This is a genomic window from Rhodophyticola sp. SM2404 (assembly GCF_053570515.1).
The window spans coordinates 165773-188155 of the sequence record NZ_JBSEDL010000007.1; the positions used below are offsets into that span (position 1 = coordinate 165773).

At 58.3% G+C, this 22383-nt stretch carries 23 protein-coding genes and 1 tRNA gene; 7 read left to right on the forward strand and 17 right to left on the reverse strand.

The annotated features are described in order from the left end of the window. Window positions 1-3: 3 nt before the first annotated feature. The 13 genes from nuoH to ACTYEO_RS12190 all read right to left on the reverse strand — a co-directional run bounded on the left by nuoH (window position 4) and on the right by ACTYEO_RS12190 (window position 11276). Window positions 4-1041 (reverse strand): NADH-quinone oxidoreductase subunit NuoH, encoded by a 1038-nt coding sequence (gene nuoH, locus ACTYEO_RS12130; RefSeq protein ID WP_449324006.1) that lies wholly within the window; start codon window positions 1039-1041, stop codon window positions 4-6. 7 nt (window positions 1042-1048) lie between these two features. Next, window positions 1049-1450 (reverse strand): hypothetical protein, encoded by a 402-nt coding sequence (locus tag ACTYEO_RS12135; protein WP_449324007.1) that lies wholly within the window; start codon window positions 1448-1450, stop codon window positions 1049-1051. Between the two features lie 5 nt (window positions 1451-1455). Then, a complete protein-coding gene (nuoG, locus tag ACTYEO_RS12140; RefSeq protein WP_449324008.1) occupies window positions 1456-3477 on the reverse strand; it encodes an NADH-quinone oxidoreductase subunit NuoG in 2022 nt (673 codons plus the stop codon). A 73-nt stretch (window positions 3478-3550) separates the two neighbouring features. After that, window positions 3551-3994, reverse strand: coding sequence for a DUF5333 domain-containing protein (locus ACTYEO_RS12145; protein WP_449324009.1), 444 nt, complete (start codon window positions 3992-3994; stop codon window positions 3551-3553). 102 nt (window positions 3995-4096) lie between these two features. Then, window positions 4097-4351, reverse strand: a complete 255-nt coding sequence (locus ACTYEO_RS12150; RefSeq protein WP_449324010.1) for a hypothetical protein — start codon at window positions 4349-4351, stop codon at window positions 4097-4099. 238 nt (window positions 4352-4589) lie between these two features. Continuing rightward, window positions 4590-5879 carry an NADH-quinone oxidoreductase subunit NuoF gene (gene nuoF / locus ACTYEO_RS12155; protein WP_449324011.1) on the reverse strand — a complete coding sequence of 430 codons (1290 nt, stop codon included), beginning with the start codon at window positions 5877-5879 and terminating at the stop codon, window positions 4590-4592. A 3-nt stretch (window positions 5880-5882) separates the two neighbouring features. Next, on the reverse strand, window positions 5883-6116 hold the full coding sequence (locus ACTYEO_RS12160) for a DUF5337 domain-containing protein (RefSeq protein ID WP_449324012.1): 234 nt from the start codon (window positions 6114-6116) through the stop codon (window positions 5883-5885). A 186-nt stretch (window positions 6117-6302) separates the two neighbouring features. Continuing rightward, a complete protein-coding gene (locus ACTYEO_RS12165; protein WP_449324013.1) occupies window positions 6303-7169 on the reverse strand; it encodes a hypothetical protein in 867 nt (288 codons plus the stop codon). Window positions 7170-7318: 149 nt separating this feature from the next. Continuing rightward, complete coding sequence (locus tag ACTYEO_RS12170; protein WP_449324014.1) at window positions 7319-8410, reverse strand: NADH-quinone oxidoreductase subunit E; 1092 nt, start codon at window positions 8408-8410, stop codon at window positions 7319-7321. 71 nt (window positions 8411-8481) lie between these two features. Further along, window positions 8482-9705, reverse strand: coding sequence for an NADH-quinone oxidoreductase subunit D (locus tag ACTYEO_RS12175; RefSeq protein ID WP_449324015.1), 1224 nt, complete (start codon window positions 9703-9705; stop codon window positions 8482-8484). Next, on the reverse strand, window positions 9702-10316 hold the full coding sequence (locus ACTYEO_RS12180; protein ID WP_449324016.1) for an NADH-quinone oxidoreductase subunit C: 615 nt from the start codon (window positions 10314-10316) through the stop codon (window positions 9702-9704). Before ACTYEO_RS12180 ends, ACTYEO_RS12175 begins: the two co-directional genes overlap by 4 nt. Window positions 10317-10386: 70 nt before the next feature. After that, a complete protein-coding gene (locus ACTYEO_RS12185) occupies window positions 10387-10920 on the reverse strand; it encodes a NuoB/complex I 20 kDa subunit family protein (RefSeq protein WP_317656068.1) in 534 nt (177 codons plus the stop codon). Then, complete coding sequence (locus ACTYEO_RS12190; protein WP_449324017.1) at window positions 10911-11276, reverse strand: NADH-quinone oxidoreductase subunit A; 366 nt, start codon at window positions 11274-11276, stop codon at window positions 10911-10913. The genes ACTYEO_RS12185 and ACTYEO_RS12190 overlap by 10 nt, the downstream gene beginning before the upstream one ends. Before the next feature lie 248 nt (window positions 11277-11524). On the opposite strand from ACTYEO_RS12190, the gene ptsP reads away from it, so the two are divergent. Further along, window positions 11525-13771, forward strand: coding sequence for a phosphoenolpyruvate--protein phosphotransferase (gene ptsP / locus ACTYEO_RS12195; protein WP_449324018.1), 2247 nt, complete (start codon window positions 11525-11527; stop codon window positions 13769-13771). Between the two features lie 92 nt (window positions 13772-13863). Further along, a complete protein-coding gene (locus tag ACTYEO_RS12200; protein ID WP_449324019.1) occupies window positions 13864-15483 on the forward strand; it encodes a GMC family oxidoreductase in 1620 nt (539 codons plus the stop codon). Between the two features lie 21 nt (window positions 15484-15504). On the opposite strand, the gene ACTYEO_RS12205 is transcribed toward ACTYEO_RS12200, so the two are convergent. After that, the gene (locus ACTYEO_RS12205; protein WP_449324036.1) at window positions 15505-15990 is read right to left on the reverse strand and encodes a GNAT family N-acetyltransferase; all 486 of its coding nucleotides are present in this window, start codon (window positions 15988-15990) and stop codon (window positions 15505-15507) included. An 80-nt stretch (window positions 15991-16070) separates the two neighbouring features. On the opposite strand from ACTYEO_RS12205, the gene ACTYEO_RS12210 reads away from it, so the two are divergent. Then, entirely contained in the window at window positions 16071-16676 is a 606-nt protein-coding gene (locus ACTYEO_RS12210) for a flavin reductase family protein (protein WP_449324020.1), read from the forward strand. A 91-nt stretch (window positions 16677-16767) separates the two neighbouring features. On the opposite strand, the gene ACTYEO_RS12215 is transcribed toward ACTYEO_RS12210, so the two are convergent. Then, window positions 16768-18324 (reverse strand): SulP family inorganic anion transporter, encoded by a 1557-nt coding sequence (locus ACTYEO_RS12215; protein WP_449324037.1) that lies wholly within the window; start codon window positions 18322-18324, stop codon window positions 16768-16770. 346 nt (window positions 18325-18670) lie between these two features. Between ACTYEO_RS12215 and ACTYEO_RS12220 the strand changes: the two genes are divergently transcribed. The 3 genes from ACTYEO_RS12220 (at window position 18671) to ACTYEO_RS12230 (ending at window position 20857) form a co-directional block, all read left to right on the forward strand. Beyond that, window positions 18671-19543 carry an S-methyl-5'-thioadenosine phosphorylase gene (locus ACTYEO_RS12220; RefSeq protein ID WP_449324021.1) on the forward strand — a complete coding sequence of 291 codons (873 nt, stop codon included), beginning with the start codon at window positions 18671-18673 and terminating at the stop codon, window positions 19541-19543. After that, window positions 19544-20233: a DUF2927 domain-containing protein gene (locus tag ACTYEO_RS12225; RefSeq protein WP_449324022.1), complete on the forward strand. Its 690-nt coding sequence runs from the start codon at window positions 19544-19546 to the stop codon at window positions 20231-20233. It begins immediately after the preceding gene. A gap of 84 nt (window positions 20234-20317) precedes the next feature. Further along, a complete protein-coding gene (locus ACTYEO_RS12230) occupies window positions 20318-20857 on the forward strand; it encodes an adenine phosphoribosyltransferase (RefSeq protein ID WP_449324038.1) in 540 nt (179 codons plus the stop codon). On the opposite strand, the gene ACTYEO_RS12235 is transcribed toward ACTYEO_RS12230, so the two are convergent. Then, window positions 20842-21588: a hypothetical protein gene (locus ACTYEO_RS12235; RefSeq protein ID WP_449324023.1), complete on the reverse strand. Its 747-nt coding sequence runs from the start codon at window positions 21586-21588 to the stop codon at window positions 20842-20844. The two genes, ACTYEO_RS12230 and ACTYEO_RS12235, sit on opposite strands and share 16 nt — an antisense overlap. Before the next feature lie 311 nt (window positions 21589-21899). On the opposite strand from ACTYEO_RS12235, the gene ACTYEO_RS12240 reads away from it, so the two are divergent. Then, a tRNA-Leu gene (locus tag ACTYEO_RS12240) sits at window positions 21900-21984 on the forward strand. Window positions 21985-22060: 76 nt separating this feature from the next. On the opposite strand, the gene ACTYEO_RS12245 is transcribed toward ACTYEO_RS12240, so the two are convergent. Continuing rightward, window positions 22061-22372, reverse strand: coding sequence for a DUF6280 family protein (locus ACTYEO_RS12245; protein WP_449324039.1), 312 nt, complete (start codon window positions 22370-22372; stop codon window positions 22061-22063). Between the last annotated feature and the right edge of the window lie 11 nt (window positions 22373-22383).

Below are 22383 nucleotides of genomic sequence, written 5' to 3' on the forward strand. Positions count from 1 at the left end.
GGATCAGCCTCCAACCGCCCAGCGGGCATAGGCACCGCCGAAGATTTCGAATTTCGCGGCAAATGCCACCAGAACAACCCAAGCCAGCGACATCGGAAGGAACACCTTCCACCCAAGGCGCATAAGCTGGTCATAGCGGTAGCGCGGCACTACCGCCTTCACCATCGCGAAGAGGAAGAAGAACACGGCCATTTTGCCAACCATCCACAGCGCGCCATCCGCCACACCCGGGATCGGGGACAGCCAGCCGCCAAAGAACAGCAAGGTGATCAGCGCGCACATCAGGAAGATGGCGATATATTCACCAGCCATGAACAACAGGAAAGGCGTGGAGGAATATTCAACCTGATAGCCCGCAACCAATTCCGATTCCGCTTCGGGAAGATCGAAGGGCGGGCGGTTGGTTTCCGCCAAAGCCGAGATGAAGAACAAAAAGACCATCGGGAAATGGGCGACCCAATACCATGAGAACAACCCATAGGAACCATCTTGCGCCCGCACGATATCCCCGAAATTCAGCGAGCCCGTGGAGATGATCACTCCGATGATGATCAGACCGATCGACACTTCATAAGAGATCATCTGCGCGGCCGAGCGCAGTGAGCCCAAGAACGGGTATTTCGAGTTCGAGGCCCAACCACCCATGATCACGCCATATACCTCAAGCGAGGAGACCGCGAAGACAAACAGGATCGCAACGTTCAGATCAGACAGAACCCAAGTATCATTGAAAGGAATGACCGCCCAAGCCACCATCGCCAGCACAAAGCTGGTCAGAGGGGCCAGCAGGAAGACGGGCCTGTCAGCGCCTGCGGGGATCACGACCTCTTTGACGACATATTTCAGCGCATCGGCCACCGTTTGCAGCAGGCCAAAGATACCCACAACATTCGGGCCACGGCGCATCTGTACAGCCGCCCAGATTTTCCGGTCGCCATAGACGAGGAAAAGCAGCGAAACCATTACGAAGCCAATGACCAAGAGACATTGCGCCACAATGATCAGCATCAGCCCTGGTGTGGTGGAAAAGAAACCGTCCATGTCGTCCTCAAACCGTAGGTATGCCTTGCTCTGCGCACGCGGCAACGATCACTTCAGCGTCGATCGTCTGCAACCCGCGGGGGAGCGCCGACGAGATGGTGTAAACAGCATCCCCGCGCCAAACGCCACCCTCTTCGAGCACATTTGTTCTTACATGACGCGCAAATCCGAAGCCGCGGATCAACGCATACTGCGCCGCGGCGCATTTTGCGTAATCTTCGACATTGGATGGTGTTGCTGCGCCGCTCATATTCACCACAAAATTCACCAAATCATCGTCGAGCAATCTTGTCTCGACACCGTCATAAAATGCGGGCGGCCCCTCTTGATGATGAGGCATATTGCAACCCGCCAGAATGACGCCAGCAATCGCTCCCCAAAGGGTCACGAAGGGGCGCCGCATCGTCATCGCCCCTATTCCGCTGCAATCGCAGTATCGGCGCGGGCTTTCACCCCTGCCGACAGCTCGGCCATCAGGCTGCTTGCACGTGCAATCGGGTTGGTCAGGAAATGGTCTTTCACAGCCGATACGAAATCCGCCTTGCCAAGCTTGCCCGCCTTTAGCGGCTGCCACTCGTTTTCCATCACCTCATCGATCAGTTCCAGATGCGGAACCTGTGCAACAAGCGCCGCGCGCAGGGCCGCAAGCGTGTCATAAGGCAAGACCGCGCCCAATTCAGCCGAAAGCGCGCGCAGGATCGCCCAGTTTTCCTTGGCCTGCCCCGGAGGGAAGCTTGCACGAAGCGCCAATTGCGGGCGGCCTTCGGTGTTCACAAACAAGCCCTGCTCTTCTGTATAGGCAGCGGCGGGCAGGATGATATCGGCGCGATGCGCCCCGCGATCCCCATGGCTGCCTTGATAGATCACCGTGGCACCTGCCTCGATCTCGACCTCATCGGCACCCAGATTATAAATCACATCCGCGCCATCGATGGCGGCGGTCAAACCGCCCTTGGTCACGGCATCGATATCCATCGCACCAACGCGGCTGGCCGCAGTATGGAGCACCAAAAGCTTCGATTTTGTTTCTTCGGCCAGTTGCATTGCGGCAGCAAGAACAGCCTCGCCATCGGCCTCACGCAAGGCACCTTGGCCAATGACCACAACCGAGGGCGCGTCCAGCACGTCTTTGTGCTTTTGTCCCAGAAGGCCCTGCAGCGCCGCACGATCTGTGCCGATATGGGCGTAATCGTAAGTCAGGTCAGCCGCTTCACCGACCAAGCCCACTTCGGCACCATTGCTCCAAGCTTTGCGGATACGCGCGTTCAGAACGGGGGCCTCATTGCGTGGGTTGGTGCCGATCAACTGGATGAATTTCGCATCATCAATATCTTCGATCGAAGCGGTGCCGACATAGGCCGAGCGGTTGCCCTCAGGCAATTTCGTGCCATCGGTGCGGGCCTCGACATTGCCGCCCTGCCCTTCGACAAGGGCTTTGAGGGCGAAGGCCGCTTCCACCGGGGCCAGATCACCGATCAGACCTGCAACTTGCTTCGCGCCCTTGATCGCGGCGGCGGCTTTGCCAAGCGCCTCGGGCCAAGTGGCGGGACGCAGCTTGCCATTTTCGCGCAAGTAAGGCTGGTCCAGACGCTGGCGGCGCAGGCCGTCCCAGACAAAACGGGTTTTGTCGGAAATCCATTCCTCGTTCACACCATCATGGTTGCGCGGCAGGATACGCATCACTTCGCGCCCTTTGGTGTCTACACGGATATTGGAGCCGAGCGCGTCCATCACATCAATGGTTTCGGTCTTGCTCAATTCCCAAGGACGGGCGGTGAAAGCATAGGGCTTGGAGGTCAACGCGCCCACGGGGCACAGATCAATGATATTGCCCTGAAGGTTCGAATCGAGGGTCTGGTTCAGATAGGAGGTAATCTCGGCATCTTCACCGCGACCTGTCTGGCCCATCTGGGTGATGCCCGCGACCTCGGTTGTGAAACGCACACAGCGCGTGCAGGAAATGCAGCGCGTCATATGGGTTTCAACCAGCGGCCCGAGATCGAGATCCTCGGTCGCGCGTTTGGGTTCGCGGTAGCGGCTGAAATCAACGCCATAAGCCATGGCCTGATCTTGCAAATCACACTCGCCGCCCTGATCGCAGATCGGGCAATCTAGCGGGTGGTTGATGAGCAGGAACTCCATCACGCCTTCGCGGGCCTTTTTGACCATAGGCGAATTTGTTTTGACGACGGGGGGCTGGCCTTCAGGACCCGGGCGTAGATCGCGCACCTGCATCGCGCAGGAGGCAGCGGGCTTGGGCGGGCCACCGACCACCTCGACAAGGCACATGCGGCAATTGCCAGCAATGGTCAGCCTTTCGTGGTAGCAAAAGCGCGGAACTTCGATTCCCGCCACTTCACAGGCCTGAATGAGGGTCATCGCCCCATCAACCTCGATTTCATTGCCATCAATAACAAGTTTGCGCAGATTGCTCATGCGTGCGGTCCTTCGGTTTCGCCCCAGCAGGTCTGGTATTCACGCATGGGACGCGGATCGTTTCGAGGGCCTTCTAAACCTCTCTGAGCAATCTGCCAATCGCTGATCCCGAAGAAATTTCATCTCGCCCCAACTGACAGACGGATTCGGGCTCATTTACACTGGCTCCGCGCTGCGAAAGATAGGTATTTGCTATGGCGCGATACCGATCACGATCAGTATCACTATCAACATAGGCCTCCATCTGGGCGCGGGAAAACCCCAGTGCGTGCCCGCGATTCACCAAACGCTGCGCAAAGGCGAAAGACTGGAGGCGTTTGGCATCAAGTGTGGGGCAGTGATTTCGGATCAAGCGGCCGATGGAAATGACGGTCAATCCTTGATGGATCGTCTCGTCCTCCCGCAAAGGATCAAAACCATCGCTTTGCGCATGCGCCGCTGTTGTGGCTGCCGCAGTCGCCAAGCCAAAGCCCGCCACCATGGCGCAGATCAGAAGTATTTGTGTGTATCGGGTCATAACCATCCTCACGAAAACTGTATTCGTTGATGATGATCTGGGGGCAAAGGGCGATGATATCCAATATCATAGCCCTGTTTCACCAAGATTTGAGCAAGCCCCCTAAAGGCGGACACCCCAGAAGCTGACGATAAGATAGATCAGGAAGCTGACAAAGAGGATCGCAAGGATCGAATAGAATGCGGCCTCCATACGTTCGGGCGTATTGACCAGAACCGAGACCATCGATGCGATCATCGCCCCAAGCGCAAAGCCAAGGATCGATCCGCCGACGCCCCATGAATAGCCGAAAATCAAACCCGTTCCACAAAAGGCAACATAGATAAATGTCAGCCCGAAACGATAGATGTTCATCATCGTCCTGCCCTCTTTAAACCTCTATGCCGTTTTCTTCGGCCCATTGGGGCTGTGAAACGGCTTTTTCTTTGCAGATAGCTTAAGAGAAAACACGCGATCCATCAACTAAAGTTAACCTTCGTGTTCAAAAGATGCAGTCACAGTTGAGTCCTTTCGGACACAGAGCCGCCCAAAAGAGAACGGCGCCCGTTTTCTGGGCGCCGTGTTTCATTTTGCTTCGCGGTTAGATGCTCGGGGCTTATTCAGCCGCCATGGGCGCGCCGCGCTTATGCTTGATGCGATCTTCGATCTCGTCGCGGAAGTTGCGGATCAAGCCCTGAATTGGCCAAGCCGCTGCATCGCCCAAGGCGCAAATTGTATGGCCTTCCACCTGTTTGGTGACATCAAACAGCATGTCGATCTCTTCAACCTCGGCCTCGCCTTTGACCAGACGATCCATCACGCGCATCATCCAGCCTGTGCCTTCGCGGCAAGGCGTACACTGGCCGCAGCTTTCATGCTTGTAGAACTTCGACAGACGCCAGATCGCCTTGATGATATCGGTGGATTGATCCATCACGATCACCGCAGCCGTGCCGAGGCCCGATTGCAGGTCATTGCGCAGATAGTCGAAATCCATCACCGCATCGCGCATCTTCTCACCGCGCACACATGGCACGGAGGAGCCACCGGGGATCACAGCCTTGAGGTTATCCCAACCGCCACGAATGCCACCGCAATGCTTCTCGATCAATTCCTCGAAGCTGATCGACATCTCTTCTTCGACCACACAAGGGTTATTCACATGGCCTGAGATGGCAAAAAGCTTGGTGCCTGTGTTATTGGGACGCCCGAATGAGGCAAACCATTCCCCGCCACGGCGCAGGATCGTTGGCACGACAGCGATTGATTCCACATTGTTCACAGTGGTCGGGCAGCCATAAAGGCCAGCCCCTGCGGGGAATGGCGGCTTCATACGCGGCATGCCCTTGCGGCCTTCCAGCGATTCCAAAAGCGCGGTTTCCTCACCGCAGATGTAGGCGCCTGCACCGTGATGCAGATAAAGATCGAAATCCCAACCCGATTTCGCAGCATTCTTACCCAGAAGGCCCGCCTCATAGGCTTCATCAATCGCGGCCTGAAGGGCTTCACGCTCGCGGATATATTCGCCGCGGATATAGATATAGCAAGCATGGGCCTGCATCGCGAAAGAGGCGATCAAACAGCCCTCGATCAGCGTATGGGGATCATTGCGCATGATCTCGCGGTCTTTGCAGGTGCCGGGCTCGGATTCGTCGGCATTGACCACCAGATAGGCAGGGCGGCCATCGCTTTCCTTGGGCATGAAGGACCATTTCAGCCCTGTCGGGAAACCCGCACCACCGCGCCCACGCAGGCCCGAGGCCTTCATGATATCGACGATCTTATCGCGGCCCAAAGCAATGATATCCTTGGTGCCGTCCCAATGCCCGCGCGCTTTGGCACCAGCCAAGCTGCGGTCATGCATGCCGTAGAGATTGGTAAAGATGCGGTCTTGATCCTGAAGCATGTCTCAGTCCTTGTCGTTCTGGCGGCGGGCTTTCCACACCTGATACGTCACAAAAAGCGCCCAGACCAGTGCTGCCATTGCCGCAAGATCAAACAAGAACACAAATCTTACGGGCCACCCCAATTGGCCGCCCAGATATTGTCCGCCCATCCAGAGCAACATCGCCCCCGCCATCACGATGGCGGCAACCCGAATTTGCCCTACAAAGCGTCTGTCCTGATCATTGTCGTTGCGCATCGCGCGAGTGCCTCTGGTCCGGTCAAGGCGTGGTCTTGGTCAAGACCTAGGCGCCTTGGCTGCTTATTCCAACCTCAAGGGCCAAGACGCAAGCCAAAAGGCAGGCAAATCCCGCCTTAGCCCATAAAAAAGGGGCCGGAAAAAGCTCCGACCCCTCTTTCGATATCATAGCTTCGGGCGCGTGGCTTAGTAGACGCCGCCTTTGCCAACCTTCTTGGAGAACTCGGTCTCGCCGCCTGCGGCCAGCGTTTTGGCCTGATCGACCCAATTGTCACGGCTTACACGGCCTTTGAAGCCTTCGAGGTTCTGATCAACCCAAGAAACCTCATCCGCGTTCCAACCTGCGACCTGATCGAAGTGATAAAAGCCAAGCGAATTCAAAAGGCTTTCCATTTTGGGGCCAACGCCTTTGATTTTCTTGAGGTCATCCGCCTGACCACCGCGCGCGGCACTCAGGGCCTCGGGGCGGGTGCCCGCGCCTTCTGCTGCTGCGGCAGCTGCGGGTGCAGCGGCTGCGGCTTTTGCAGCCTTGGGCTTGGCGGCCGCTTTGGGCTTGGCTGCGGTCTTTGGTTTTGCATCCGCTTTTGGCTTGGCATCTGCTTTCGGCTTGGCAGCAGCCTTAGGCTTGGCGGCTGATTTTGTTTCGCTCGCGGCGGAACTTCCCGAGGCGGCCTTGGATTTGGACGCTGCCTTGGGCTTCGCAGCCGCTTTTGGCTTCGCGGCGGCCTTTGGCGCTGCTGCGGCAGGTGCTGCGGAGGCGGTCGCCGCGCCCGCGGCGGCGCTTGCGGCTGTTGGGGCCGTACCCGCTTTGCCAGCGGTGCCTGCTCTGTTTGCGGCCGCTTTGGCCTCGGCAGGCGTCATGGTCGAGCCGCCGCACATTGTGATCATCAAAATTGGCGCCATGATCGCTGCAATGACGATGGCGGCAAAAATTGCCTGTGTTAATGTCCAACCACCCAGCAGCAACAAAGCCGCCGCACCCGCGATACCTGCCAGCACCGAAACACCAGCACATGTTGCCGCACATTCGAGCGAACCAATCTTCGATTTCATACCAAATCCCCCTGTCTATTCATGACGAGCTTTTTTGCTCTTCGTGCGGGTTTTAGCGTTTCTGAGAAAATTTGTCTGCATTTCTCGCATAAAAATGCAAAAAGGCCCGCCACTGTGGCGGGCCAGTCAACTTTTTGGGCAAATCGGCTTTAGGAGGCCGCGAATTCAGCGGCTTGCGCAATCCAGCCATCACGTTCGATCCGGCCTTTGAATTTCAGGCGCGCATCAACCCATGCAATCTCGGCGGGTGTCCAAGCAGCGATTTGCGAGAAATGCCAAAAGCCCATCTCGTTCAGCAGCCCTTCAAGCTTGGGGCCAACGCCGCTGATCTTCTTGAGGTCATCGGCCTGACCGCCGCGCGGGGCCGAAAGGGTCTCAGGCGCGCTTTCCTCAACACCGGTATCTGCGGCGGGCGCAGCGGCTGGCTTGGATTTCGGCTTGGCCGTGGATTTCGCGTCAGATTTGGGCGCTTTTGCCTTGGCACGGTTTGCGGGCGCAGGCCGCTCGGGGGCGGCGGGTACGCCGCTGCCCGATTGCTTGCCCCAAGGGGCCAGCATAGGCACTTCGGTGCCGTCGATGCGTTTGATTGTATCGCCGATATCTGCCGCCATCCGCGCCGAGATGTTCAACTCATCACGTCCCGCTTCATGCGCGGTCAGGCTGGTCAGGCCCATTTCAGGCTCAGACGCATAGCGCCCGTTCTGCGGGCCAGGGGTAGGCACGCGGCCTGCCGCCATCTCGTCGATGATCCATGCCAGTTTTTCTTCTGTCAGGTCTTCGTAATAATCCTTGCCAATCTGGGCCATGGGCGCATTGGCGCAAGCGCCCAGACATTCAACTTCTTCCCAAGAGAATTTGCCATCGCCTGAAAGTGCATGCGGCTGTTCGGCAATTTTGGTTTTGCACACGCCGATCAAATCTTCCGCGCCGCAGATCATGCAAGACAGGGTGCCGCAAATCTGGACATGGGCGACCGAGCCAACAGGCTGAAGCTGGAACATGAAATAGAAGGTCGCCACTTCAAGCGCACGGATATAGGCCATGCCCAACATCTCGGCCACGGTCTCGATCGCAGGGCGCGATAGCCAGCCCTCTTGTTCCTGAGCGCGCCACAACAGCGGGATGATCGCAGAGGCCTCACGCCCCGGAGGGTATTTGGTGATCTGCGCCTCGGCCCATTTCTGGTTGTCAGGCGTTAAAGCAAAGCTTTCGGGTTGGTCGTGATAAAGGCGTCTCAACATCGGTCGATTCCGTCGATAATCTGGTCTAAGATGCGTAAGCTCATGCGCGCATCCCCTGTTTCATCCGCCTCTCAGCGGTCAATTTCTCCGAACACCACGTCGAGCGAGCCGAGAATGGCAGAGACATCCGCCAATTGATGGCCGCAGCACAGGTGATCCATCGCTTGCAAATGCGCAAAACCCGGAGCGCGGATTTTAGAGCGGTAAGGTTTGTTCGACCCGTCCGACACGAGATAGACGCCAAATTCACCCTTGGGCGCTTCTACGGCTGCGTAAATCTCGCCCTCGGGCAGGTGGAAGCCTTCGGTATAAAGCTTGAAGTGATGGATCAGTGCTTCCATCGAGGTTTTCATCTCGCCGCGCTTGGGCGGTGTCACCTTGCCGCGTGCCATCACATCACCCTGATTTTCAGGCAGAGCCAGCTTGGCGCAAGCCTGATGGATAATATGGACCGACTGGCGCATTTCCTCCATGCGCAGCAAATAGCGGTCATAACAATCGCCATTCTTGCCCACGGGGATCTGGAATTCGAATTCGTCATAGCATTCATAGGGCTGCGCGCGGCGCAAATCCCATGCAAGGCCCGATCCGCGCGCCATAACGCCCGAGAAGGCCCAATCCTGAATATCCTGCACCGAGACAACGCCGATATCGACATTGCGCTGCTTGAAGATACGGTTTTCAGTCAGAAGCCCGTCGATATCATCCAGCACTTTGGGGAATTCGGTGGCCCATGCGTCGATATCCGCGATCAGTTCTGGCGGCAGGTCCTGATGCACACCACCGGGGCGGAAATAGGCGGCGTGCAAGCGGGCACCACAGGCGCGCTCATAGAACACCATCAGTTTCTCACGCTCTTCAAAACCCCAGAGCGGCGGCGTCAACGCGCCCACATCCATGGCCTGTGTGGTCACGTTGAGGATGTGGTTCAGGATGCGGCCAATCTCGCAATAAAGCACACGGATCAATTGCGCACGGCGCGGCACTTCGGTGCCTGTCATCCGCTCGATAGCCAGACACCATGCATGTTCCTGATTCATCGTGCCGACATAATCAAGCCGGTCGAAATACGGCAGGTTCTGCAAATAGGTGCGGCTTTCCATCAGCTTTTCGGTGCCACGGTGCAAAAGCCCGATATGGGGATCACAGCGTTCGACAATCTCGCCATCCAGCTCCAGCACCAAGCGCAACACGCCGTGGGCGGCGGGGTGCTGGGGGCCGAAATTGATATTGAAATTGCGGATTTGCTGCTCGCCCGTCAGGGCGTCTTCGAAACCTTTGGACCCGTCCATCATTTCGCAGCCTCCTCGGCTTTTTCATCACCGGGAAGGATGTAATCGGCACCCTCCCACGGGCTCATGAAATCGAATTGTCTGTATTCCTGCACAAGGCTGACGGGTTCATAGACAACCCGCTTGAGCGCATCATCATAGCGCAGCTCGACATAGCCTGTTGTCGGGAAATCCTTGCGCAGCGGATGACCGCGGAAGCCGTAATCGGTCAGGATCCGGCGTAGATCGGGATGGCCTGTGAACAGGATGCCGAACATATCGAATACTTCACGCTCGAACCAATTGGCCGAAGGGTGCACCGAGACGATCGACGGCACGGCCTCATCCTCGCGGAGCTGCGCTTTTACGCGGATGCGGTGATTTTGATGCATCGACAGGAAATGCCACACGACATCAAAGCGCTTGTCACGGCCCGGATAATCAACGGCGGTGATATCGATCATCGTCGTGAATTTGCAGGTCACGTCGGCTTTGAGGAACTCCACAAAATCAACGATCCAGTTCGGCGCGACCTCGACAGTCAATTCACCGCGCGTGATTGTATGGCTTACAATCGCATCAGCCTGTTTCTCGCCAATATAGGCGGCAAGTTCTTCTAGGGCCTGATCGCTCATCGCGTCTCTCCTATGGCGGGGTTGGGTCCGATCAAATGGCCCTGCCTCGCAAAATCGTTCGGGTCAGCCCTTAGCGGGTAATCGTGCCAGTGCGGCGGATTTTACGCTGAAGCTGAAGGATACCGTAAAGCAGCGCCTCTGCGGTTGGAGGGCAGCCGGGAACATAGATGTCCACGGGCACGATCCTGTCGCAGCCACGCACCACGGAATAGCTGTAGTGATAATATCCGCCCCCATTCGCGCAAGATCCCATCGAGATCACATAGCGCGGCTCGGGCATCTGGTCATAGACCTTGCGCAAGGCAGGCGCCATCTTGTTGGTCAGCGTGCCCGCCACGATCATCACATCGGATTGACGCGGGGAGGCGCGCGGCGCGATCCCGAAACGTTCGGCATCATAGCGCGGCATGGAGGTGTGCATCATCTCGACCGCGCAACAGGCCAAGCCGAAGGTCATCCAATGCAGCGAGCCTGTGCGCGCCCAATTGATGATGTCCTCGGTCGAGGTCAGCAGAAAGCCTTTATCCTGCAATTCGCGGTTGAGCGCTTGGGTTGCGACTTCCTTGTCGACACCAGCGGTGTTCTGACCTGTCATCACTCCCATTCCAGCGCTCCTTTTTTCCACTCATATGCAAAGCCGATCGTTAGGACCGCCAAGAAAACCATCATCGACCAGAAGGCCGTCATCGACACTTCCGAGAACGCAACAGCCCATGGGAAGAGGAACGCAATCTCGAGATCGAAGATGATGAACAGGATGGCGACCAAATAGAAGCGCACATCGAATTTCATCCGCGCATCATCAAATGCGTTGAAACCGCATTCATAGGCGCTGACCTTTTCAGGGTCAGGATTGCTCACCGCCACAACGATTGCGGCAAGGAGCAAGACAAGCCCCAAACCAATCGCCATCCCGAGAAAAATCAGGATCGGGGCGTATTCTGAAAGAAGCTCTGGCACTGCGGCTCTCCCTCGGATCGTGGGAACCACCTTCGTGGGGGTATCCGGTCTAGGCGGGGAATAGCGCTGCTGGCCGCGCTGGTCAACACGCCGAGGGTGCGGCATGGACGAATAAATACACCTTTCAGGGCTAAAATTCTGCACATGCAATATTTAACCCCCCGTTTCCGTTGTTGCGCAGGCCCCCACCACGCGGCTATTCCTTTGAGAATAGTGAACCGACACAATGTCGGCTGGGACGAGGGCAGATGGCAGAACGCGCTGATACAGAGAGCCGCAAACTCCTGCGACGCTTGCAGGCGACGCTTGCGGAAGCGGGCGCGGGGCAGGAACGGCTGGACCGTATCACCAGCCTGATCGCCGATTCGATGAAAACCGAGGTCTGCTCAATCTATCTGCTGCGCGACCCCGACACGCTTGAACTATGCGCCACCGAAGGTCTGGCCCCCGAAGCGGTCCATGTCACACGGATGCGTATGGGCGAGGGTCTTGTGGGCCGCGTGGCCCGCAGTGCCAGCCCCGTCAACACAGCCAATGCGCCCGCCGCCAAGGGCTTTCGCTATATGCCCGAGACAGGCGAGGAACGGTATTCGTCCTTCCTCGGCGTGCCGATCATGCGGCTTGGCGAACGGCTTGGGGTTTTGGTTGTCCAATCCAAAGATGAGCGCAGCTATTCCGAAGATGAGGTCTACGCCATCGAAGTCGTCGCCATGGTGCTGGCCGAAATGACCGAGCTTGGCGCTTTCGTCGGTGAGGGCGAGGCCCTGTCCGAGCGGCACCAATCGCAATTCATGATCCGTGGCGGCGTTGCGCAGGACGGAGTGGCCGAAGGCCATGTCTATCTGCATGAGCCGCGCGTTGTCGTCACCCGCCCCGTGGCAGATGACCCCGAACTGGAGCTTGAGCGCCTGCATGAGGCGATCGGCAAGCTGCATCTGTCGCTTGATGCCATGATGACACGCATTGGCGGCCCCGCCGATAGCGAACAGCGCGAGGTGCTTGAGGCCTATCGCATGTTCGCCAATTCGCGCAGTTGGTTGCGCCGTATGGAAGAAGACATCAAGCGCGGCCTCTCGGCCGAGGCCGCCGTGGAGAAAGAGCAATCCTCCGCACGGGCTCGCATGGAAACGGTGCCCGATGCCTATTTGCGCGAAAGGCTGCAGGATCTGGATGATCTGTCCAATAAGCTGTTGCGCCTTTTGACGGGCCAAGGCGCAGATACTGGCGCCGAGATGCCCGAAAACCCCGTGCTTGTTGCCCGCAATATCGGGCCGGGCGAATTGCTGGAATACGGGCGCAAACTTAAAGGCGTTGTTCTGGAAGATGGCTCGGTCGGCAGCCATGCCGCGATTGTTGCACGTGCGCTGGCCATTCCGCTGATCATCCATGCCAAGCGGATCACCACCGAGGCGCTTAATGGCGACAAAATTCTTGTCGATGGCGAACAGGGCATCGTGCATCTGCGCCCCGAAGATACGGTTGCCGCCGCCTTCCGCGACAAGATCGAGATGCAGGCCCAAGCGCAGGAACGCTATGCCTCGATCCGCAACAAACCAGCCGAGACAAAATGCGGAACGCGCATCTCGCTACAGATGAATGCAGGCCTTATGGCCGATCTGCCCTCCCTGCCCTCCTCAGGCGCGGAAGGGGTGGGCTTGTTCCGAACAGAATTGCAGTTTCTGACCCGTAATAAAGTGCCTCAACGCGGTGAATTGGCAGCACTTTATGCGCGCGTCATGGATGCCGCCGAAGACAAAAGGGTGATCTTCCGAACGCTCGATATCGGGTCTGACAAGGTTCTGCCCTATATGAAACGTGTGGATGAACCCAACCCCGCCTTGGGCTGGCGGGCGATCCGCGTGGGCCTCGACAAACCGGGTGTGATGCGGATGCAATTGCAAGCGCTGATCCGCGCCTCAAATGGCAGGCCCTTGTCGATCATGTTCCCCTTCGTGGCGCAATTTGATGAATTCACCCAAGCGCGCGATCACCTCTTGCGCGAAATGGACAGCGAGGCAGCCCTTGGCCACAGCCTGCCCTCCGATCTGAAAATCGGCGCGATGCTTGAGACGCCGTCTCTGGCCTTTGCGCCACGCCAGTTCTTTGAATTGGCCGATTTCATCTCGATCGGCGGGAATGACCTGAAGCAGTTCTTCTTTGCCGCCGACCGCGAAAACGAACAGGTCCGGCGCCGCTATGACACGCTCAATGTCAGCTTCCTGAGCTTTCTTGAGCAGATCGTGCATCGCTGCGCCGATACCGATACCCCGCTCAGCTTTTGTGGCGAGGATGCGGGCCGCCCCGTCGAGGCTTTGTGTTTCGCGGCCATGGGCTTGCGCAGCCTGTCGATGCGGCCCGCCTCGATCGGCCCCGTCAAAAGCCTGATCCGCCGCGTCGATCTGCGTGAAGCGCGCGCGGTCATCACCGAGGCCCGCGCCCAAGGCGCGCAATCCGTGCGCCCTGCTGTGATGGATTGGCTCCGCCAGCAAGGCTGATCCAACTGCATTGATCCAGTCCAGACCAAGGTCATGGACCTTGCCCTCGGCCTCTCATAGGGTCGTGCAAAGGGATGGCGGGGAGGCCAGACATGACCACGACGGCAGAGCATTTCGGCGCGTTTGACATCATCATTGTCGGCGCAGGCTCGGCGGGATGCGTCTTGGCCAACCGCCTCTCGGCAGACCCCAGCAAACGGGTCTTGCTGCTGGAAGCCGGCGGCAGCGATAACAAGCTTTGGGTGCATGTGCCCGTGGGCTATCTCTATGCAATGGGCAACCCTGCTCTAGACTGGTGCCTCAAGACACAGGCCGAGCCTGGATTGAACGGGCGCGCGCTGAATTATCCGCGCGGCAAGGTGCTTGGCGGCTGCTCCTCCATCAATGGCATGATCTATATGCGCGGACAGGCCCGCGACTATGACCTGTGGCGGCAGATGGGGAACCAAGGCTGGGGTTGGGATGATGTCCTGCCCTATTTCAAACGCTCCGAGAATTACCATGCAGGCGGCGATGCCGATCATGGCGGTGAAGGCGAATTACGCGTCGAAAAACAACGCCTAGGCTGGCCCGTTCTGGATGCCGTCCAAGAGGCCGCCGCCGAGATCGGCATCCCCCCCAGCTCTGACTTCAACCGCGGTGATAATGAAGGCTCGGGCTATTTCGAGGTGAACCAAAAGGGCGGTCTGCGCTGGAATGCGCGCAAGGCATTTCTGGACCCCGTCAAATCCCGCTCCAACCTTGCCATCGTGACAGGCGCGGAAGTGGCGCATCTGAGCTTTGAGGGCAAGCGCGCTTCTGGCGTGGTATTCCGGCATAAGGGCGCGTTGAAACATGCAAGCTGTCAAGGCGAGGTCGTCTTGTCTGCAGGCGCAATCGGCACGCCCAAAATCCTCGAACTATCCGGCATCGGGCGCGGTGATCTCCTTCAGGATATGGGCATTGACCTGCGCCATGAGGCCCCCGAGGTTGGCGAGAATTTGCAAGACCATCTGCAAATCCGCACGATCTACCGCATCCAAGGGGCAAAGACGCTGAACACCCTATATGCCTCGGCGCTTGGTAAAGTGAAGATCGGTCTGGAATATGTGCTCAAACGGTCAGGGCCGCTTGCCATGGCCCCCTCGCAATTCGGGATTTTCGCCCGCTCCAGCCCTGAGCATGAGACACCCAATATCGAATATCATGTCCAACCCCTCTCGCTTGAGGCCTTTGGCCAACCGCTGCATGACTTCCCCGCGCTGACGGTTTCGGTCTGCAATCTGCGCCCTGAAAGCCGTGGGAGCTGCCATATCACCTCCCCCGATCCGCTGGCCGCACCTGCCATCAAACCCAATTACTTCTCGGCCCCCACCGATCGGCGTGTCGCGGTCGACTCGATCCGCCATGCCCGCCACCTGATGGCCACCAAAACCATGGCCCAGTTCCAACCTATCGAGATCAAACCCGGCCCCGAGATCGACAGCGAAGAGGATTTGCTCAAAGCCGCAGGTGATATCTCCACCACCATCTTCCACCCTGTCGCCACCGCGCGCATGGGAAATGATGATGGCGCAGTCGTAACGCCCGAGCTGGTTTTGCGCGGCATCGAAGGCCTCTCGGTCGCGGATGCCTCGGTCATGCCCACCATCCCCAGCGGCAATACCCATGCCCCCGTCACAATGATCGCGGAAAAAGCCGCCGATATGATCCTTGCAAGATTGCGGGCCTAAAGCCTGTGGCGTGCGGGTGGCTCAGCTGCCTTGAACGCCCCAACGCGTGACAGGCCCCGTGACACCATCCCAGGCGCCATTGCCCAAAACACGGTCGGGATTTGTGGGGGGCGGCATCTCCACCCCGCTGAGCTTGGAAAAACCGAAGCGCGAATAATAAGGGGCATCACCAACAAGCAGGGTACGCGGCCAACCCGACTGCGCGGCGCGCTCCATCCCTTCACGCATCATCAATGCTCCCAAACCCTCGCCTTGGCGCGTGGGGTGCACGGCAATCGGGCCCAAAAGCAAAGCCTCCCAACGGCCAACCCGCACAGGCCAAAAACGGATCGCCGCGCCAAGCACACCATCCCCGTCCCGCGCTGTCAGGCAAAGCTCGCGCACCGCAGGCACACCGTCGCGCAAACGGTAGCTGCTCAGCGCCGTCCGACCCGGTGCAAAGCACAGATCATATAGCGCCTCGACTTCCCACCAATCCTGCGCCTCTTCGCGCGCGACCTGAAACATGCCTGAAACTGCCCGTTTTCCTCTGGTCACATCGCTAGCATGGCATTACGCCATTGCAAATGTGAGAAAAGGATTTGCCCATGTTCTACCGTCCCGAAGAAGGCCACGGCCTGCCGCATAACCCCTTCAACGCGATTGTCACACCGCGTCCCATTGGTTGGATTTCGACGCGCGGCAGCGATGGCACCGAAAACCTCGCACCCTATTCCTTCTTCAACGCGGTCGCCTATGTCCCGCCTCAGGTGATGTTTGCCTCCACTTCGGCCAAGCCCGACCGTGATGGCACCAAAGACAGCGTCGCCAATATCCGAGACACGGGCGTGTTCTGCGTCAATATCGTGGAGTTTGCGATGCGTGACGCGATGAACCAAACCTCGGGCCCATGGCCACGCGACGTGGATGAGTTTGAGCTGGCCCAAATCGCGCGCAGTGAATGTGAAACCATCGCCTGCTCGCGCGTGGCCCAAGCCCCCGCCAGCCTCGAATGCAAGGTCACGCAGATCGTCAAGCTTGAGGGCGAGGTCAATATCGCCGTCTTCGGCGAGGTCACAGGCGTGCATATGCGCGATGATTGCATGAAAGACGGGTTGTTTGATGTGACCCGCTTCCAGCCACTCACACGGCTTGGCTATCGCGACTATTCCCGCATCACCGAAGTCTTTTCACTCAACCGTCCAGGCGAATAGCACCCCGCCCTTTTCATCTTTCCAAAAATACGAAAAAGCCCCGCCTGCAAAGCTGCATGACGGGGCTTTTCTAAATGCGCGATCCTCAGGCTTAATGGCCGCCCGCAAACAGCCCCACGCGCACCGAATAATCGGTTGCGATCTGGTAATCGGGATCATCATCCTGCTCGTCGAACAGCAGACCCGTGCGTGACAGCAAGCGATAGCAATCATGGCTGAGATGGCGCAGCTTCATCTGTTTGCCCAAGGCGCGGTATTCCTCGGCCATATTCTCGATGGCATTCAGCGCAGATTGATCGGCCACGCGGCTGTTATCAAAATCGACAATAACCATTTCGGGGTCATTCTCGGGATCAAAGATTTCCTGAAACCCTGCCGCAGAGCCAAAGAAAAGCGGGCCTTGGATGGAATAGATCTTCTCGCCTTTGTCGTTCATTTCGGTCTTGGCTGTGATCCGCTTTGAATTTTCCCATGCATAGCGCAGCGCCGAGGCGATCACGCCGACCACCACGGCCGTGGCCAGATCAGACATAACGGTGACGACGGTCACCAAAGCCATCACATAGGTCGCATGGATCGGAACCACCCGCATGATGCGGAAGGTGTTCCAAGCGAATGTGCCGATCACGACCATGAACATCACACCAACAAGAGCTGCCAGCGGAATTTGCTCGATCAAGGGCGAGGCAAACAGGATAAAGCTCAGCAAGAACAAGGCCGCCGCAATCCCCGACAAGCGATGCCTCCCGCCCGAGCGCACATTGATCATGGATTGTCCGATCATCGCGCAGCCGCCCATGCCGCCAAACAGGCCCGTTGCGGTATTGGCCAGACCTTGGGCCACACATTCCTTCGAGGCACCGCCCCGCTCACCCGTGATTTTGGACACGAGGTTCAATGTCAGCAAGCTCTCGATCAGGCCAATCGCGGCCAGAATAAGCGCATAGGGGAAGATGATATAAAGCGTCTCAAGCGTGAAGGGCACGGCTGGAATATGGAACAAGGGCAAGCCCCCCTCGATCGAGGCCATATCACCCACGCGCGGCACATTAATATCGAAGACAATGACAATCACCGCAACAATCGCAATACCCGCCAAGGGGGCCGGGATCGCGCGGGTCAGCTTGGGCATGCCCCAGATGATCGCCATGGTCAGCGCTACAAGCCCCAGCATGGTATAAAGCGGCATGCCCGAGAGCCATTCCCCCCCGCCAATGCCATGCCCCGAAGCCTCACCGGTGCCGGGAACCTGAAACTGGGTCAATTGCGCAAGGAAAATCACAATGGCCAAGCCATTCACAAACCCCAGCATCACCGCATGGGGCACCAAACGGATGAATTTCCCAAGCCTGAAAATGCCCGCGCCGATCTGGATGATCCCCATCAGCACGACGGTCGCAAAGAGGTATTCCACCCCATGCTCGGCCACCAAGGCCACCATCACAACGGCCAAAGCCCCCGTCGCCCCCGAAATCATTCCGGGCCGGCCGCCAAACACGGCTGTGATCAGCCCCACCATGAAGGCCGCGTAAAGCCCCACTAGGGGATGCACGCCCGCGACAAAGGCAAAGGCCACAGCCTCGGGCACCAAAGCCAGCGCGACCGTCAGGCCTGACAGGATTTCGGTCTTTATTTGCGCAGGCGAAATCCGTGAGGATTGCGCGCCGCCAGCATTAACACCCGGAATATTGGACACGAGGTTGCGGGCGAATTGGGAATAGAAATCAAAGGGCACGGGATCGGGCTTTCTTGCGGGAGTATGCAGATTTTCGGTTACGCCATAGGCGTGCTCGTCGCGCGGGGCTTAACAGGGATGCCCCCGAAATCATACCCATGAAGAACAGTTTTCAACCCTGCCCTGCCCACGCCCGCTGAAATGAGGCGCATCAAAGCCAGATCGCATAAATTCCGCGCGCGGGCGGGATGGGGATTTTCTGCAGCAGGCAAACAGGCCATAAAGCCCGAAACGCAATGCGAGATCATGAGGGCATGACATGGAACAGACAGTGATCGGGATCATCGGCGGCTCGGGCGTCTACGAGATTGACGGCTTGAAAGACGCGAAATGGGTCGAGGTCACCTCCCCCTTCGGCACCCCCTCCGACGCGCTTTTGACCGGAGAGCTTGGGGGCGTGAAAATGGTCTTTCTACCGCGTCACGGGCGCGGCCATGTCCATTCCCCAAGCACGGTTCCTTACCGCGCCAATATCGATGCGATGAAACGGCTGGGGGTCAGCGATGTGATCTCGGTTTCGGCCTGCGGTTCCTTCCGCGAGGACATGGCACCGGGTGATTTCGTGATCGTGGATGATTTCATCGACCGCACCTTTGCCCGCGATAAAAGCTTTTTCGGAACGGGGCTTGTGGCGCATGTCAGCGTGGCCCATCCCACTTGCCCGCGTCTGCGCGCCGCATGTGCGCAGGCCGCGCGCGCGGCGGGCGCAAAAGTGCATGAGGGCGGGACCTATCTGGCCATGGAGGGGCCGCAATTCTCCTCGATGGCGGAATCCAAAATGTACCGCGATGTCTGGGGTGCCGATGTCATCGGCATGACCAATATGCCTGAGGCCAAACTCGCGCGCGAGGCCGAGCTTTGTTATGCCAGCGTTGCCATGATCACCGATTATGACAGTTGGCATCCCGAACATGGAACCGTCGATATCAGCCAGATCATCGCGACCCTGTCGGGCAATGCCGATAAGGCGCGCGCCCTTGTGGCGGGCTTGCCCGCCTTGCTGGGGTCGGAACGTGCGCCCTGCCCGCATGGCTGTGACCGTGCGCTGGAATATGCGATCATGACAGCCCCTGACAAACGCGACCCCGCGATGGTGGAAAAGCTGCAAGCTGTTGCGGGACGTGTGCTGTAAATGAACGGCCTGCGCTTTTTGGTGATCACGGCACTTTGTGCCCCCCTGCTTGCGATCGGGGCGCTTCAACCCGCAGCGGCGCAGGAATTCATCGAAGTGGATGGCCCCTTGGATGACGAGACCTTCTACAGGGTGGTGGCCTGCGGGGCCGCCCCTGAGGGGGACTGCGCCAAGCCCATCATCCGCTGGCCTAGTGATCGGCAATTGCAATTGCGCGTGGGCATTGCCGATGTCGGCGAGAGCTTTGCCGATTACCGCTTCGATATTCTGGACCGCGCCTTGGATGACGCGATTGAGCAGATCAACCGCTCGGGCGCGCGCTTGTTTCTGGAACGCGCCTATGAGGGTGAATTCGACATCCCCGTTTATCTGACCGATACTGCCCAAGGGGGTATTATCCGCGGCACCGGACGGCCCGAATTGGACGGATCACGGATTGCTGTGGGCCGTGTTGTGTTACGCTCACGCGGCGGAGAGATCACGGGGGCGGCAATCGCGATCAGCCGCGATGTAAGACGGCGCGAAATCGCATCCGTTATGCTGGAGGAACTCGTGCAAGCCATGGGCCTTCCCACCGATATTTCCTCGCCCGCCTATACCCGTTCGGTGTTTTCCGAGACCAGCAATTCAGTTGTCTGGTTGCGCGGGCAGGATGCCGAGGCGCTGCGCAGACATTATCCGCGCGAGTGATCCCTTGATCCAATTGCCTTTCACGGCTGCCTGACTATGGTCGGCGCGGGCCGCCCCTTTGACACTCGCATGAAAGCCAAGCTGATGATCAATACCAAAACCGTGCAGGACTATATCCGCACCATCCCCGATTTCCCGCATGAGGGTATCCTGTTTCGGGATGTCACGACGCTGTTCCAAGATCCGCGCGGGTTCCGTCTGGCCGTGGATCAATTGCTGGCCCCTTATGTGGGTGCCGAAATCGACAAGGTCGCGGGGCTTGAGGCGCGCGGCTTTATTCTGGGCGGCGCGGTCGCGCATCAATTGGGCAAGGGCTTTGTCCCGATCCGCAAGAAGGGCAAACTGCCCGCCAAAACCATCAGTCAGGATTATACGCTTGAATATGGCACCGCCACGGTCGAGATCCATGATGACAGCTTTCAGGCAGGCGAAAAGGTTCTGCTGGTTGATGATTTGCTGGCCACTGGCGGCACCGCCGAGGCGGGCATCCATTTGATCGAGCGTTTGGGCGCGCAAGTCATGGGCTGCGCCTTTGTCGTGGATCTGCCTGATCTGGGCGGCCGCAAACGGCTTGAGGGCATGGGGCAATCCGTACATGCGCTTTGCGCCTATGAGGGGCTTTGATCCCGCATTTGCACCTTGTGCCATAACACATCAGGCGGGGTTTCGGCCCCGCCCAACCAAGTCCCATCCAGATAGACGCCAAACACAGGCGCAACCGTGGCGCCGCGCGCTGCCACATCGCATGCCGTGCTCAACAGATCATGGCGCGCGGCCAAGCCGATCTGCGCCGCGCGTGCGATCAAGCTTTCGCTGAGTGCGGATAGGTGCTCTGTCATGCCACAGTCCTGCACCACGAGCCCCTGCCCCAAAGCCTGCCTGCGTTCTGCAAGACCGCGCTTGAAACGGGGCATTTCAGCAGGGCCATTCACAAAACAGGCATAAAGCGATGCCTCGTTCTCAAGATGGTCCACGCAGGTCAAGCCCAACTCATCCGCTATCCAGACAGGTGACAAACCCGCCCCTTGGCCAACAGGCAACAAGATGGAAGAAAAATCATAATGCCGCGCAAAGCATTCAACCCCGTCCCATAACTGCTGCACAGCACTCCGCGTGATCTCTGGCTTGGCAGAGGGCAAGGAGATGGCTTGCACCACAATGGCCTGCCCGTCGCCATCGATCAGGTGCCACCGGCTGCCGCCCGAGAAAAACGCGATATAGGCGGGGCAAGGCATGGTCATCATCAGAATATGCAGGCCTTCCTCGAAGCGGGCTTTCAGCCAGCCCTTGCGAAATGCCCCCCAAGACGGAGCCAGTTCGTGATTCAACGCGTCAAACCCAGATCGCTGCATCATGGGAGGTGAAACAACAGTCAGACGTGGTGCGCGGTGAGGCATTCGAACAGATATCCGCTTGGGGCGACATTGGCCCCAGCATAAGCGAGGCTTTTTATGCCCGACCTTGATCTGGCTCAAAGCGCGTTTTGGTAACGGAATCTTCAGAGATTGGGGTTTTATTGGCTTTGTCTGCATCCCCAGCAGACAGCTTGCTTGCACTCATGACAGCTGCCCGCTCCGCCAACCCCGGCGGGGCGGGCGTTTTTCTTGCAATCAATGCGAGACCATCTCTCGACGGCGCGCGCCTCATTGGGTATTGCAGTATCAGTGGCCGCTTGCTGGAATTGGTAGACAGACCGGACTTAAAATCCGTTGCTTTCGGGCGTGTGGGTTCGAGTCCCACAGCGGCTACCACCTATTTCACAGCTCAAAAGAAAAAGGTGCGCCGAGCAGGGCGCACCTTTTTTCTTGGCAGATTTTTTAGATGCACTCAGGCGGCTTCGGCCTGACTGCGGCGTTCGCTTTCTTCACGGCTCAGCGCAACCGAGGTGCGTACACCCGATGCAACAAAGCGCATAAGACCCTGTACAACCCGCTCGTTAGGGTCGATACCGGCGCAGCTCAGTACTTCACGACCATCGCGCGACCGCGCCCAACGGGCGATCTGCTCAGGGCCGTTTCCAAATTTTTTGTCGTCGGCAATAGCGTCATCCAAAGCGGCAAGAACTACAGCGGCAAACAGTTTGCGTGCGCGCTGACCTTGCTCGTAGTTGAAGGCGGTGCCATCAACGAAATCTCGCATTTCGTCGTCCT